This is a genomic window from Psychromonas sp. Urea-02u-13 (genome assembly GCF_002835995.1).
Taxonomy (GTDB): domain Bacteria; phylum Pseudomonadota; class Gammaproteobacteria; order Enterobacterales; family Psychromonadaceae; genus Psychromonas.
Genome location: NZ_PJBZ01000034.1, coordinates 1 through 15,356, shown reverse-complemented (window position 1 = coordinate 15,356; position 15,356 = coordinate 1). Strand labels below are relative to the sequence as shown.

Below are 15,356 nucleotides of genomic sequence, written 5' to 3'. Positions count from 1 at the left end.
TCAGCCCTGTATCGCTAAATAACTCGCATCGAGTTGTGTCGCTAATACTTTGCCACGGCCTCGTTTTACTTGCGATTTTTCAATATCAATCAATAAGGTAGGTACGCTGAGTTTAAGATCCTCAAGATCCACACGACTACGCCCATCCGTTATCAAATAACAAAACAGCTGTAAGCTAGGATATTGTTTAGTCAGAGAGTTAATTCTGTTAGCTGCATTTTGTAGTGCTAAGCGTAATGGCGTACCACCCGCAGCGCAGATTTCATCAAGTTGATTTTCTATCTTTTTAGGCGCACGTCCTGCTTTAATAATGGTTTCAATTTGATCATTACCAAAACCTAACACGCTCATTTTATCGCGTTGTAAATAAGCGCTTTGTGCGATGTTCACCACCACTGATTTAGCCAACGACGACAAACTTTGACTGAGTGTTGACGCTGAGGTATCTAATAAAATCAAATGACAATGTTGTTGCCCTTTGGCCAATTTTTTATACGCGAATTTGGCCGGTGGCCATGCCCCAATTGAATTTGAAATCGTTGAAAACCAATCGGGTTTAGCACCTTCAAGCGCACTTTTTTGTGCCCCATGAGCACTGGTTTGTTTATCTTGTGCACTGTGTCGTTTAACCAAGCTATCTTGGTTTTTACTCTGTTTCGCCAAATGCGTTGTTAAAGCTGGCAAGGTTAAGTTAATCGCCTCACCGGTTTTCTGACTTTCAGCATTTTGTGTTGGCATTGCGCCCCATTCACCGACGTTCTCGTGGCTGTCATTCCCAGTGCCATTATCATTGCCACTCTCGTTGCCACTGTTAGTATTAGCATCGGTTTCTGATTGCTCTGTTTGAGCGGGTGTTTGTGGGACTTGCGGACGTGAAAATCCACTGTTAGTCGCTGGCTGATTTTGCTCTGTTTTTTGTTGTTCGCTCTGTTCTGTCTTGTTGTCTTTTCCACTATTAGGCGGTGTTCCACCTGATTGGCGACGGTGCAATAAGACTAAAGGTGCGACTTGTTCAATATCGTCTAAAGTAACTTCGCTTCTGCCACACCATGCTGCATGGGTAATACTGGCGCGATGCATCATAATATCTGCGCGTAAACCTTCAACATTGGCTTGTTGGCAACGCTTAGCAATATCGATAAAACAGTGCTCGGCACAGGTCACATCAACTAAGCGCTTTTGTGCATCGCTAATTTGCTGCTGTAATACTATTTGTTGTACTTGGTATTGATCGCAAAAAAGGCCTTTATCTGCTTCAAAGGCTTGGCGTGTTTTAACGATATTAATGCGCTCATCTAAACTGTAGTTATTATCTAGCTCAACCATTAAACCAAAACGATCTTGTAACTGCGGACGCAATTCGCCTTCATCGGGATTCATAGTGCCAATTAAGGTAAACGCCGCCTCGTGAGAGTGACTAATACCATCACGTTCAACAATATTAACGCCACTGCTGGCGACATCTAACAGCTGATCTACTAAATGATCTGGCAGCAGATTCACTTCATCCACATACAACACACCACCGTGTGCTTTTTTTAATAAACCGGCAGAAAACTGCACCGACTTGTTATTTAATACTTGCTCTAAATCAAGCGTGCCAATAAGCATCTCTTCACTCGCACCGAGCGGTAACGTCACAAACTGCGGTGTAAGATCTTGCTTTGCAGGTAAAAGATCCGCAACACCACGTGCCAAGGTCGATTTAGCACAGCCACGTGGTCCAGAAATTAATACCCCACCAATTAACGGATTTACAGTGGCTAATAACAATGCCAGTTTAAATAACGGTTGCCCTTGCACCGCGGTAAACGGGAAAACATTATTGTGTGATTGATTGATCGAGTCCATTTTACTGTGTTTGTCATTTTCCATATTAACCCCCTCTTTACGCAACGGCTTCGTGGTTGTTTATCTGCTCTGTTAACAAACCATCTTGTAATAACAAAGTGCGTGTCGCGAGTTGCTGCGCAAAGGGTTTATCGTGTGAAATGATGATCATCGCCTGTGGCAAGGTTTTTAATACATTTAATAAACGCAATTTAGCTTTCTCATCAAGGGCATTAGTGGGTTCATCCAATATTAAGACTTCAGGCTCCATCACTAATACACAGGCCAGTGTGACCATGCGTTTTTCACCACCAGAGAGCTGGTGAGTAATACGCGATTCAAAGCCTTGCAGACCTAAACGATTGAGAGTAACAATCGATTTTTCGATGGCTTGTGTTTTAGTAAACCCTAAGTTGATCGGGCCAAACATGACATCTTCTAATACCGTTGGGCAAAAGAGTTGATCATCAGGATCTTGGAACAATAAACCCGCTTTTGCGCGTAATCGATTAAATTGCTTTTCAGTTTTACAGATTTCACCAAAGCCATAAATATCGCCCTGTTTGGCTTTCTTCAAACCAACAATCAAGTGTAATAACGTTGTTTTTCCTGCACCATTATCCCCATTAATTACCACGCGATCGCCTTGATATAACAAGAAATTAATGTCCTTTAATACACTGCCACGCCTTGGGTAGGCATAGTTTAGATCTTCGATTTCGATTAACGGTTTATTGCAATAAGTCATCTACATTGATCCCTATTAAGAGTATTAAAAAACACGAAAAGAAGGCGCTAAAGCGTCTATCTAAAGGGGTGATTTTCATTTCATCGTTAAGATAAAAACGCCCACAAAAACCACGGCATTTCATTGCGCCTAAAATGCGTTCAGCACGTTCAATAGAGCGAATCAATAACATGCCAAACAAGTAACCAATGCTTTTCCAGGTATGGAAATTGGTGCCCATAACAAAGGCACGTGCTTGCATGGCCCTGCGCATCTTTTTGTATTCTTGGCTAATCACATCTAAATAACGTACTAAAAAAAGTAACAAATGCACCAATTTATCGGGTACCTTTAAATGTGCTAACGCGTGTCCAAAGGTCGATGCACTCATCGTTGCCACCAATGAAAACAGTACTAATAACACCGCATTAGCTTTCAAGGTAATTAACAAAGCATGGGTTAATCCTTGCCAGCTTGCTGATAAACCAAACAGGGTAAACATAGTGTCACCCGGTGTGGTAAAAGGTAAAACACAAATCAGCGTGAGCATAAACAGGTCCATCGCAACTACGCGACGCAAAGTGCGTTTGATGTTTAATTTGCTCGCTTTAACAACAAAAAACGCAAAACTTAAACCGAGCAATACCGCTACAAAACTCACACTAGAAACTACCACTAAAGCAAAAAGTGCAGCACACACAACCCGCACCCGCGCATCTAACTCGTCAATCCATGAAGATTGATGTTTCAGTGCCTGCCCTGACCACGAGGTCAAGCTATGCTCTAAGCCTTGTGACATTACGCCTTAATCCTTAACATTTTGTTTAGTTTTAGACATATATTCACGCATAAATACCACCAAACCGAGCAGGCCAAAGATATAACCAACGCCGCCTATTATGTCGCGAAACCCTGATTTTTCTTTTAACGCTTGGATCTCTTTACGCAGTGGTTTTATCTGTTTAGCAATCGCCTTTTCTAACAGTAATGAGGTTATCTGCTCATCCAATGCAATAGCTGTAGAAGTGCTAATTAATGGCGCATTTTCATCCGATGTGGTCAAACCCTCAGCCGATAAACTGTCAGGTAATTCCTCAGCGGGTAGTTGCATTTTTAAGGTATGGCCCGCGCCCATATTGATTTCAAAGACATGGGTAATACGCTTTTTAGCGCTAAAAATAAAAAAACCTTCATCGTCGGTGACAACTTCACCTAAGGGAATGCCCGATTGATCAAAGACTTTCACTAAGGTGCCAGCATTGGCCATCGCGCCATTAGAGAATCCGGCTTCTCCTTCAATGTCTGCGCCACTGACATACACGCCACCCACGACGTTATGCGCAGAAAGATTAAAACTAAGCAAAAGTAAAATCACGCAGGCGAATAATGTTTTCACGAAATAAGATCCCTATGAATGGCATCGGGTTTAACCGAGTGAATTAAATAAACCGCAGAGTAAGAGACAAAGGCTTCGACCACCATAATCGGGATATGGGCGGGTAATACCGCTTTAGCGGCTAATACAAATGACTCGCCAGACAAGGCCAGTGAAAACGCAACCATAATAGAGGTGATAACAATCGCGCCAGCACCGCCAATTGCGCCCCATATAGCGGCCACTTTTGCACTGTCGTGACGTATTCCGCGGTAGCAGAGGTAATACATAAAAACAGCTGGCAAGGCGATATTGAGAGTATTAACGCCTAATACCAGTAATCCACCAAACCCAAAGAAGATAACTTGTAATAACAGCGCCACTAATAACGCCGGAAAAGCGACCCAACCTAATAAAATACCCAGCAGGCCATTCATAATTAAATGCACACTAGAGAAACCCAGTGGAAGGTGGATGTAGGAAGCAATAAAAAAGACAGAGGCTAACACGCCCACTAAAGGCAATTGGTCGTAGTCCATTTTTTTCAGGCCAATAAAAATACCCACAATAGCTAAGAGCGCGCCCCCTGCTAAAACAGGTGCTGATAATGCCCCATCTACAATATGCATAAACATCCTTTTAAATTAAAACGGTAAGTCGGTGTCTAATCCGAGCTACCGTTATCCATTCTGAATACTAAGGTAACTTAGTCGCTTGAACCCAAATTACAGCATCTTGTGAAAGTTCTTTGCCTTTATAGGTTTTTTCAGTCCCTATCCCTAAAGCGGCAAATCCCCACTGACCCGCTTTTAACAACGAGAAATGAAACGTACCGTTGGCATCTGCATAAATAGTTTGGGTGATAAACACGTCCGCAGGTGGTGTCATGATAGGTTCTTTAGCAAATTGATTTTTTTGCATGTCAGGCACATAGTTCATGAACTCAACTTCAATGGCAGCAAATGGTACGGGTTGACCTTTTGATTTCACCACGGCACTAAAAATACCGCCTTCATAAATAGCGTAAGGTTTGGTTAAGGGGACGATTTCAGCACTTAGATTAAAGTCTTCATTCCAATCAGTGGGTAAGTTACCCACATTAACAATGGTTTTAGTCAGCTGTTGGATATAAATATCTTCTTCAGCTTCAAAATACGGGGAAGGTTGCACAATGAATACGTAATCGCCAAGGCCACGAAGCTTCACATCGGCTTGGTAGGCATGTTCTTTATCAACAGCACTTTCCCATTCGATATCAGAAATGGTATGTATTAAGTCTGTTTTTTTGCCTTTTTTGATCATATAAAAGGCTTCAGGTTTATCAACAGGCATTACATGACCGCTGGCAGCAGGATGCGTAAAAGGCAGTTTTAAATTGATTTCTCCGCCTTTAGCGCGCAGTAAATCGGGGGTATAAAGCAATTGAAAATGCGCGTGTGCAGAAAAAGACAAAGCACAGCTAGTGGCTAACAATAGCGGTTTGAACAGTTTTTTGAGTTGTAACATGAGAAAATTCTCCGTCTGAAAAATAACAGGCGAAGTTGTGGAGGAGATGGCGCGTCAGATTAAAAGATGAGTCGCGTCTTTTAATGCAAATTAACCAGCCGGTGAAGCCCTCCGCAACACCACGGTACTTGCCTCGAGGGCAAGTATCATCCAATGGTTTGGTATCCGGGCTTAGGCATTTATATCACTATAAACAACTTTACCGTTGCGGGGGCAGCCTTGGCTTTTAACCAAGTTCCCAAACGTTTTAAACTATTAAAACGCATCGTTTTTAAGACGATATCCAGAGGTGACCGCACAATAACGTGATATAGGTCAAACAGTCAAATTTTAAGGATGTTTTTTACATTTAATTTATCTATTAGGCGCTTTAATTAATCAACTTTCTTTTAAAAATCAACAACGCACAGAGAAAAAACCAACGAACCAAAGCCGACCACGAAGCCACTACGTTACACAAAGGTCACGAAGAACTGCATTTATAGAGCTTTACCGTAGCGGTACTGACAGGGATGTAATAAAGGGAGAGCATAAAAAATGCCGACCTAGGTCAGCATTTTAAAATAGTGTATGACGTTAACAATTAAGGTTTTTAGCCTTAGGCCGCTTGACTCAAAGATTGAGTCATATCACCTTGCCAGACAAAATGGCGATTAGGCTTTTGGGTGACGAGACCCTGCTGTAATAAACTACTAAATAGCAAATCCGTGTCTTCTGCATTCAACAGTAATTTATCGGCTAATGCTTTTTTTGAGCAGCGAATATCACCCGCGCTTAATAATGCGATGGCTTGCACAATTAAGTCTTCATTTCGTGGTAAATCACTGGCCTCAGTTTTTGCCAGTTCCAATTCAGTGGGTAGGCCGTTATCGCTATCATCTTCATTATTATCAAGTGAAAACAACGACTTTTTATTGCTATTTTTTGTTTGTTGCTGCGCTTTTAAAGTGCGACTAAAACGTAGCTCTTCACCAATCAAGCCAACAAAAAAGGCAGCAAACAAGTCTAATAAAACAGATAAAAAGATAACCAGTGATAACTGCGCTGTTTTAGCGTCGATATTTAACGCCGTCGCAACACTGCCAATTAATCCAAATACAGAGCCTTGGCTTGCCACAGGTAACCTATCGCGTTCAATCGCCAGCGTGAGTTGCTGTTCACGTAACACTGTGTTTTCAGTTTGAATACGCGCAACCCCTGTAGCAATACGGTTTAGGTCGATATATTTTTGTGCCGCTAAATTATTCAAATCTATCTGTTTTTCAATGGCGTTAATTTGTAAATCAAAAGTAGCACTTTTATTCTGCTGACTATCAACATGTCGCTGCGCCGTATTGGTCGCACTATTAATACCACCGATACTGCCACCAATAGAAATAGCAGCTAAAATGCTATAAAAAGTAAAGGCCGATACTGCGGCGTATAGGTTACGTCTTGCTAAACGTTCGCCAAATTCATACCAAGCAAAAAACTTACCGAGTTCAAAAATCACCGCTAATGCGCCAAACAAGAACTGCATCCACGGGTCGTTATCGATAGACAGAAACAACAACAGTGAAAAGATAATAGACGCTAAAATAGAGGCGCCAGTAAAGCTATAAACCACGGTCATTGCAAAAGGACCTTTAGCATGGCGGAGACGTTTGGAGGATGGTTCAATCATAGTTATCTGCTTAATATAGTTACGTACTATTGAAATTGTTACAGCCTGATAATAACGCTGTAAAAAAAATCATTAAAATGGGAAATGGCGCGCATTGTAGTGGCTGGCAAGTTGAAAAGCTAGGCGCGCTAGGCAGTTAGCGCTAAATACAGTGGATTTTCATTGAACTGATTGTTTTTTATTCTTTTTCACCTGCCTATCGATGAAGATAAAGGCACTGATTTCACAAGGTAGTGAGAAGTAAAAACAGGTTTTAATTTAAAAGAGCGTAGCAATATCTCATGAACATAAAATCTCACGCGATTATTCGACATATTTGTCAATGATATCTTGGTAAATTCCCTTACGTTTAATGCTTTCAAGCGCGTCTTTAAATGTTGATACAACACTGTCTGAGGTTTGCAGCCCAAAGGCCATATACAGCCCATCCGACGAAAATCCTTCTAAGTGATAAACCTTTCTGACGGAGGATAGCGCGTGATTATTTTGTAATAGTAGATGGTTTGCAGCAAGTTCAGAGATTGGCCATAGATCTAAACGCTCAGCAAATAACATCTCCATTACGATTTTATTTGAGATACTTTTATGCACTTTTGAAAAGCCTTTACCTGTGAATAATTGTTCTAATGCGTCACTTCTTACCGTCCCGATACTGTACTGCTGAGCACCTTCTAACTGGTCAATATGAATATCCGTTCTTTCTATTAAAGAATAGATATAAAAATCGATAGGCACAATCACCCCAACCCATTTAAAAAATTTCTCTCGTTGTTGCGTACGACTAATCGAATAAATAAGTACATTTTCTCTCTTCAGCGCATTTTTATATGCCCTCGCCCAGGGATATACTTTTATGTTTGCAGCCATGCCAGCTTCTTTAAATACAGCCTGAACAACTTCTGTTCCGATACCTTTAATTTCACCGTCTTGTTCGTAATTATAAGGCGGGTATTGTTCTGTCACTATTTGGATAGGCTGCGCATAAGTGACATTTACTAGGATTGTCATTATAAAAAACACTGTTCGTATTAAATATACCCTCATCATGAATACCCCATCTACTTATGACTATTTGATTGTCTTCTAGCAACCCACATCGTTTCAAATGAAACATGTTTATCTCGCTTAGATTAATGTTAGACCGTGGTACGCTATTTGGGTAGTGCTCGCATTAACAGCTCGTAGCGATAGGCCGTATCATAGATCGTAGCAAGAGAGAGTAATAGATAAATGTGTTCATGTTTAATCAGCGAGATAAATGAAGAATAATGAGGAATGGTGATGGTAATTCGTTATGACTAAGTGGTTAATTACCATAACAAATTTCACGCTGATAAAGAGTCACCATCAGCGTGTGAGAGAAGAGATTTTAGCCTTCTAATATTGGGATCATTGCTGTATTTTGTGCTTCTGAATACGCAATCAGTTCAATCATTTTTTCTTGAATAGTAACCAGATTTCTTGACTGCACCGCCTCTTCTAAATAGTCATTCAGTGACAAACCAAAGCTGCGAAATCCCTCTTTTGTCGGAATAGACATCGACATCGGAATCCCCTGGGCGACACCACCACCAATTAACTCGATAGCACGTTCAGTGGTTAATACTGTTTTAGGATCACGTATTGGCTGAAAAATAATGCCATTTTCGTCTGAGCGTAACAAAACACCAGAACGATCAGGTCGCCATGTTTCGTCTAACTGCTCCATAAAACGCCATGCACAATACCATTCTTGGCATACCGAAGGTCGTGTAGTATAAATTTTACATCCACCTTGCTCCATCAAGTTTGAACAAACTTGATCAGCTGGTTTTTTAAAATTTTCATCATCAATAAGCAGTACAACACAACAAGCAGTACACTCTCCGCATTCTCGACCAAACACTAAATGTGACGTTTTATCTTCTCTCAATTTTTCCACCTGCACAGGACTATTTCTAAAAGAATAGATATATATATGAGCGCCCCTCAAAAAACAAGTTTTTCTAACAGATACACAGTTTAATGGGGGCGCTTAAATAAGTTCAAAAGCGATTCACCACGAAGAAAAAGAAATGTACAAGCAGTTGAAATGGCAGAAAAACAAGGAAATAGGAAATAATAAGAGGTGTCGTGAACAGATAAAAAAGTGTTGTTATTCAACAGAACAACAACACCAAGCAATTTTCTAATTTAACAATCTAAATTAGAATGTAAACGCAGTTTGTATAGCGGCACCAAACTGTTCATCACCAGAATAGGTGGCTGCCAGGTCAAGACTGAAAACACCAAACGGTGATATCCCTAAACCTGCAGTCATTTGATCATCTAACGTGTCAGCAATATCTGTTTGGTAACCAATACGCACTTGTGCCCAATCCCAAGCATTAAACTCTGCACCAAGGCCCGCCATTTGAGTATTGTCTGATTTTTCACTGATTTCAGTGAAATTGTCGTAACGCTCATTCTCATTTAAATCGACATCCAAGCCAACAGTAAACAAAGAATGGTTATAACTTGCCGATGCAGTATAAACAGGATTTAGTGTGTAGTTAGCTTGAACATTTTTTACATTCACTGTTTCATAGCTTTGTTCAATCAGGTTTTTACCCACAAGACCAAATACAAGCCCTTGAGGCATTGCGTAAGCGACACCAAAATCTACATTAAAATTAGCATCCTCACTTTGATACTTTTTATCATCCCAATCATCAAATTCATAATCATTAAGATCAACCACATAGTTGATCGTTGTCACCTGTTGATACTTTGGCGTCAGTCCAACATAAAATGTGCCTTGTTCAAATTTAAAGTCTTTAGCAATCGCGACCCCACCCTCTAAAATAGCCACACCTAACGTCACACCTTGAGATTGCAGGTTATAATTAGGATCTAAATAACTGTCCTTATCTAAATCATCTTCATGAACATCAGCAACAACAAATGCATCAGCATATGATTTGGCATAAATACTAAAGGATAAAAGATGATTTGGAACTGCAATAACGCCACCAACACCCACTTGAACATGACCTGAATTACCATTTAGATCACTTAATGCTTGAATAACATCATCAGGGTTTGTAGAAGTATCTGCGTTATCATAGATGTCTGAAAAATCATCTAACTGATCCATAATTGAGTCAGGATCTTGGGCACTTGCAGCAACATATGGCAACAAAATACCGACATTGTCATCTTCATTGTATCTTGCGACTAAAGCGGGGTTATGGAAAGCTGCGGTTAGGTAGTCTGCACTCGACGCACCGATCCCCCCCATTCCCGTTGAACGAGCATCAAAGCTATGTGTTGCAGCTTGAATTCCGAATGATGCTGTAATAAGTGCTGTTGCTATATATGTTTTTTTAAACATTTTCCGTTACCTTAGTGTGAGACTTCTTATTTCATAATAATATAGCGCACTTACTTTAAAAAGCTAAATTCTAATACAAATAAAAATCATTATTTTTAGAGTGTTTTCTCTTTGCCTAAAAATGGCGTGCCGTCTTTTGAAAGTGGTTAGAAATCAAACCATTGGCATACTTTTAGCGATGAGAGGTGATAACTAAAAAATATCACTTAAGCCCTCTTTCTAGCCTATCAGGCACATTCTAAAGAATCCCTACTTTAAGAATGATTGCTACACTATTAAATGCTAACTACCTTGCACTTAATAGGAGCACAAAGATGAAATGGACACAGTTAAGCTGGCTATTACTTACCTGTTCAATGGTCAGTAGCGAAACTTGGAGTGAGTCTTTAATAATTGCAGCCGAAGACGATTGGGCCCCCTATAGCGAAAAAGATAAAATTAGCGCGGAGCCCGTGGGGTTAGCCCCTAAACTGGTGAATGCCGTGTTAGATGCAGAGAACCTACATGCTAAATTCAAAACCATGCCCTTTTCTCGTTGCATGCGTGTCGCCCAAAGCAAAGACATACTGGCCTGTTTTAATGCCACCATTACAGACAAAAACCGTAACCAATATTATTGGCATAAAACCCCGCTATTTAAAGAAGAGCTGTCTATTTTTTCCCTTGAAGAGCGAACTCAACGAGGCCTAACACTCGACTCTCTAGTGGGTAAAAATGTAGGTATCACAATTGGTTATACCTACCCGACTGTTTTTATGGAAAACCCCGACATTACCCGCTTTGAAGCCAGATCAGATTATCAACTGATTGGTATGCTTGATCACGGTCGTGTCGATTTTATTCTCATGAATGAAATGCCCGGCCACCTTAGAATCAAGAAAAAAGGACTGACAGGCAAAGTTGTCAAAGTCGGTACTATCTCCATTGATGGATTTTGGCTCGCGTTCTCCAAAGAGCACCCGCAGGGAAAAGTCATGTCTGAACGCTTTGAAGCAGGTTTGATTAAGATTAAAAATAACGGCGTTTACGATGAAATCGTACGCGATTTCAGAGCTGAAATGGGCCTCGACTAAGCCCCTTATTATTAACGTGCCAGCATAGAAAACGAAGATAACGTGCTGACCCGTTAATGCAGAGGCTTAATACAGAGGCTTAATGCCTGTAACTAATACATATAAACAGTTACAAAATATCATCGAAAAAATAACGTAATATTTACTTGAAATTCAATCGTAACGGCCCGCTAAAAGCCCCTATAGCACGACGAATATTCTATGATATAGTCCTTAAATTTATTGATTGATAAGGGCTGTAATATGTCACTAGAAGCCGCGATTACCTTTTTTATTGCCATCTTTATTTTTGGCATTACCCCAGGCCCAGGTGTGTTTGCCATTCTTGCGCGTGCGATGGTTTATGGTCCGCGAAAATGCTATTTACTGGCAATGGGCATGGTTAGTAGCGACCTTCTGTACCTGATTGCCGCCTGTTTTGGTTTAGCCAGTCTTGCGCATAATTACGCTGAGGTGTTTTTGGTTATTCGCTACTTAGGCGCGGCTTACCTTATTTACTTAGGTTACAAAATGTTTAAAGCCTTACCCCATGTTAAAAGTGCCGTTGAAACAGGATCAGAAGCGCTACCCGAAACCCAGACAAAAGACTCACCACTAGCGAGTTTTACACAAGGTTTCTTGATTTCTGCCTCAAACCCCAAAGTGATTCTTTTTTACATTTCATTCTTACCCACTTTTATTGATTTAACCGTATTAAAAGCACAAGACATTGTACTGGTATCAATACTTTCATCGCTTGCGTTAATGTCCGGCATTATGTTGATTGCTTATGGTGCAAGTCGTATGGGTAACATGCTCAAGACCCCTCTCGCCCATAAACGCTTAAACCAAGGCGCAGGTAGCATTATGATAGCCGCCGGCTCTTATCTCGCAATAAACAGATAAACAGTTAAGCAGTTACCTGTGACGTTAAGTAATTATAACGTCACACTCTCTTTTGCTAGTGAATTTTCTAGCAGTTAAGTCTCACCAAAACACTCAGCTCCCCTCCCTTATTTCCATCTTCTTTTATCAATGAATTCAGTAAATAATCAATAGACTAATCAACAAAGTAAGTAATAAATTCATTAATAAAAAAACCACAAATAAAATCCACTGTACTTTTAGTTTCTATTGAATTCCTATATCATTATTTATTAAACTTTTAATGAATAAGTCGCTTTCATTAGTCCGATAAAAGACTGATAAATTCTGCTTAATAACACTGTTAGATTTTTTTGGAGGCTCATGTTAAACGCTAAGTTTTATGAAACGTATTATTTTTGTAATGTGATTAAGAATACCCTTCAAAATCAATTTTCAATGGCTAGAGCTCTGGATGAATTTCACGGTAGTGGTAATGTTGCATATTTAATAGAAACGTTTCCTAAGATTTCACTTTTCCATAAATATTTATATTTCGTAATTGATCGTATTTATTATGAGAATTTAAACGAATTATCTGAAAATAAAAGTAAGCATTTACCTATTGAATGGGCTTTGAACTTTCACTCTATTCCGCATATATCATTTCAAAGTTATATAGAAAAAAATGAAAGTAAGACAGAGCATAATGATGATCTTATTTATAATTATATGGAACATCTGAGTGAGGAATATGATCAATTATTAACTCATACAGTTGAAGAAGTTTTTTATATTCTTTTTCAAAATCGAGACCTTCTCATGGAATTTAATTTAATGGTTTCTGGAGCACTTGAAAGAGAAGGTCTTAAAAAAGTTGATAATGACCTTATAACTAAACGAGGTAGATTAAAAAGAGGTCATATACCGCAATGGGTTAAGAGGGCTGTATATTTTAGAGATCGAGGGCAATGTGTCCTTTGTAATAAAGATTTGTCTGGTATTGTAAATATCGATAACAAAGAAAATTACGACCACATTGTAGCACTTGCGCAATATGGATTTAATGATGTAACAAATATCCAATTATTGTGTAAAGAGTGCAATCAGAATGAGAAAAAAGCAGGAGAAGCTGTAACTTCTAATTCTTATCAAAAGTGGTACAAGTAAAAATTTAACAAGGCGTTAGCTTTAAGGACTCCCGTGTCAGTATTTAGTATCTATAAAAAAGAATCACACTTACACCGAGCAATGCAGCTTCTAGATTCAGAGAATACTACAGATCATATTTATGCTTGCCTTGAACTAAGATTTTGTATCGAAGCAATCGTTTACCAAAAGCTTTTACATGGTATCAAAAATATTCCCAGTTCTATTGTTGAAACTTGGCAACCACACAAAGCTATCAAAATGCTCTCAGAAATTGATGAATTAGCAGCTAGTGGTTGTAAAATTGAGTTTAATCTTGCAAAAACAGATGTCCCACCAAAAGACGGTTGGTTGCTGTTAGGTGAGCAAAAAATCCCGCCAGTAAAATGGTTAACAAAAAACTACAATAAACTTGGTAATTTCCTTCATTTAGTAGAACCTATCAGACGTCAATTACTTTGACCGATCGGCGTCAATTAACTTGACCGATTTCTTGGTTTGATTTTAAAGCTTCTTTTTTACGGTAACTCTCTCCTTCTATTTTATAAATATCAGCATGGTGAACAAGGCGATCTATGGCGGCAACTGTCATCATGTTGTCGCCAAATATACTATCCCACTCACTAAATGCTTGATTGGTTGTGATCAATAAACTACTTCGTTCATAACGGTGTGCTATTAATTCAAATAATACTTGGCTTTCACTGTCACTTTTCTTTACATAGCCAATGTCATCTAAAATCAGCAATTCATATTTATCTAACTTTTTTAGTGCATCTTCAAGGCCGAGAGCTTCCCGGGATTTTTGTAGTTGCTGCACCAATGCTGTACTACTGGTGTGTCAATTGAGGACACCCATAACTTCAATCATATAAAATCAATAGGTTAAGGTACTGCAGTTTACGGCTGTCCCCGATTAACACCCTTTCCTATCTCGTAATGTGCCCTTTTCAGCCATAGAAAACAGCCAATCGAGGGCATCCAATCTTTTAGATTAACCCAACAGAGATTCCCGATAAAAAAACTCGGGAATGACGGGTAACACGACACTGGCTAATTGAGGACACCCATAACTTCAATCATATAAAATCAATAGTTTAAGGTATTGCAGTTTACGGCTGTCCCCGATTGTTTTTATAGTATGTCCTTTACACAGGATCGGCTTCATAGGGCTTAACGTTGCAGTCTAATACATAAAACTTTTTGTTAGCCATATTTAACATAGGGATATCAACAGGTAAATTTCCGAAGGCTTGTTCAACCTGAAAGGAAATACTACTGTCGCTAAAAATAGCCTCTAAACGGCGTACTTTTTCTTGCTCTTGGCACTCACTGTCAATGTCCCCGGTAAGGTAGCCATTTTTTTCTATAATAGTCGTCCCAATAACACGTTCAACGGGCCACCCCAATCGCTTGACGATACCGGCAATATATTGTTCTGGTGACGCAGTGACAATCCACACTTGAATGCCAATATCATGTAAAGCCGTCATCATATTCACGACTTCATCAATTGGAGTGACTTTTTGAAACAGAAATTCTCCCGCCGCAAAAACCTCTGCGGAGGTTTTACTCTTCAACGATTGCTTATAAAAGTGCGTCTTAATAGATGTTTTAATCGGTTGTTTATAGGTTGACGATTTTAGCAATAAAGGTAACAACTGAAGCGGTAATGGGGTTTTCCCTAAAAAATGCTTAAACAAAAAACCGAGTGAATTTTCTTCTACTAATGTTTCATCAAAATCAAATAATGCTATTTTCATTTTATCCCGCTTACTCTAAAAAATATTATTTTACGTCTTTAATCAAAGCACAAGCGCAAAATGGCATTTCGATTA

General features: G+C 39.5%; 15 protein-coding genes, 1 pseudogene and 1 riboswitch. Of the genes and pseudogenes, 4 read left to right on the top strand and 12 right to left on the bottom strand.

The genetic code is table 11. From position 1 onward, the window contains the following. The 10 genes from CXF74_RS00185 to traF all read right to left on the bottom strand — a co-directional run bounded on the left by CXF74_RS00185 (position 1) and on the right by traF (position 10,453). Positions 1–1,875, bottom strand: coding sequence for an AAA family ATPase (locus CXF74_RS00185; RefSeq protein ID WP_101080383.1), 1,875 nt, complete (start codon positions 1,873–1,875; stop codon positions 1–3). Between the two features lie 13 nt (positions 1,876–1,888). Then, positions 1,889–2,578 carry an energy-coupling factor ABC transporter ATP-binding protein gene (locus CXF74_RS00180; RefSeq protein WP_101080382.1) on the bottom strand — a complete coding sequence of 230 codons (690 nt, stop codon included), beginning with the start codon at positions 2,576–2,578 and terminating at the stop codon, positions 1,889–1,891. Continuing rightward, a complete protein-coding gene (gene cbiQ, locus CXF74_RS00175) occupies positions 2,562–3,356 on the bottom strand; it encodes a cobalt ECF transporter T component CbiQ (protein ID WP_101080381.1) in 795 nt (264 codons plus the stop codon). The genes CXF74_RS00180 and cbiQ overlap by 17 nt, the downstream gene beginning before the upstream one ends. A gap of 6 nt (positions 3,357–3,362) precedes the next feature. After that, a complete protein-coding gene (locus tag CXF74_RS00170) occupies positions 3,363–3,953 on the bottom strand; it encodes a cobalt ABC transporter permease (RefSeq protein ID WP_101080380.1) in 591 nt (196 codons plus the stop codon). Beyond that, on the bottom strand, positions 3,950–4,561 hold the full coding sequence (gene cbiM / locus CXF74_RS00165) for a cobalt transporter CbiM (protein WP_101080379.1): 612 nt from the start codon (positions 4,559–4,561) through the stop codon (positions 3,950–3,952). Before cbiM ends, CXF74_RS00170 begins: the two co-directional genes overlap by 4 nt. Positions 4,562–4,628: 67 nt before the next feature. After that, on the bottom strand, positions 4,629–5,438 hold the full coding sequence (locus CXF74_RS00160; protein ID WP_101080378.1) for a DUF4198 domain-containing protein: 810 nt from the start codon (positions 5,436–5,438) through the stop codon (positions 4,629–4,631). Positions 5,439–5,577: 139 nt separating this feature from the next. Further along, a riboswitch (cobalamin riboswitch) is annotated at positions 5,578–5,723 on the bottom strand. A gap of 313 nt (positions 5,724–6,036) precedes the next feature. Continuing rightward, positions 6,037–7,101 (bottom strand): Preprotein translocase subunit SecY, encoded by a 1,065-nt coding sequence (locus CXF74_RS00155; protein WP_101080377.1) that lies wholly within the window; start codon positions 7,099–7,101, stop codon positions 6,037–6,039. A gap of 303 nt (positions 7,102–7,404) precedes the next feature. After that, positions 7,405–8,109 (bottom strand): substrate-binding periplasmic protein, encoded by a 705-nt coding sequence (locus CXF74_RS00150; RefSeq protein WP_157822297.1) that lies wholly within the window; start codon positions 8,107–8,109, stop codon positions 7,405–7,407. A gap of 361 nt (positions 8,110–8,470) precedes the next feature. Then, positions 8,471–9,013, bottom strand: coding sequence for a hypothetical protein (locus CXF74_RS00145; RefSeq protein WP_101080375.1), 543 nt, complete (start codon positions 9,011–9,013; stop codon positions 8,471–8,473). A 273-nt stretch (positions 9,014–9,286) separates the two neighbouring features. Further along, positions 9,287–10,453: a conjugal transfer protein TraF gene (traF, locus tag CXF74_RS00140; RefSeq protein WP_101080374.1), complete on the bottom strand. Its 1,167-nt coding sequence runs from the start codon at positions 10,451–10,453 to the stop codon at positions 9,287–9,289. A 314-nt stretch (positions 10,454–10,767) separates the two neighbouring features. Here traF and CXF74_RS00135 point away from each other — a divergent pair, with 314 nt between their 5' ends. From CXF74_RS00135 to CXF74_RS00120, 4 genes are all read left to right on the top strand, one after another. Beyond that, the gene (locus tag CXF74_RS00135) at positions 10,768–11,526 is read left to right on the top strand and encodes a substrate-binding periplasmic protein (protein ID WP_101080373.1); all 759 of its coding nucleotides are present in this window, start codon (positions 10,768–10,770) and stop codon (positions 11,524–11,526) included. A gap of 243 nt (positions 11,527–11,769) precedes the next feature. Continuing rightward, positions 11,770–12,411, top strand: coding sequence for a LysE family translocator (locus CXF74_RS00130; RefSeq protein WP_101080372.1), 642 nt, complete (start codon positions 11,770–11,772; stop codon positions 12,409–12,411). Positions 12,412–12,753: 342 nt separating this feature from the next. Further along, positions 12,754–13,539 (top strand): HNH endonuclease, encoded by a 786-nt coding sequence (locus CXF74_RS00125; protein ID WP_101080371.1) that lies wholly within the window; start codon positions 12,754–12,756, stop codon positions 13,537–13,539. A gap of 33 nt (positions 13,540–13,572) precedes the next feature. Continuing rightward, positions 13,573–13,980 carry a hypothetical protein gene (locus CXF74_RS00120; RefSeq protein WP_101080370.1) on the top strand — a complete coding sequence of 136 codons (408 nt, stop codon included), beginning with the start codon at positions 13,573–13,575 and terminating at the stop codon, positions 13,978–13,980. A 10-nt stretch (positions 13,981–13,990) separates the two neighbouring features. Here the strand turns inward: CXF74_RS00120 and CXF74_RS00115 are convergent. Together CXF74_RS00115 and CXF74_RS00110 are read right to left on the bottom strand one after the other, a co-directional pair. Continuing rightward, positions 13,991–14,353, bottom strand: a pseudogene (locus CXF74_RS00115) (ATP-binding protein); the annotation flags it as partial. Positions 14,354–14,666: 313 nt separating this feature from the next. Then, positions 14,667–15,281: an HAD family hydrolase gene (locus CXF74_RS00110; protein WP_101080368.1), complete on the bottom strand. Its 615-nt coding sequence runs from the start codon at positions 15,279–15,281 to the stop codon at positions 14,667–14,669. Positions 15,282–15,356 lie beyond the last annotated feature (75 nt).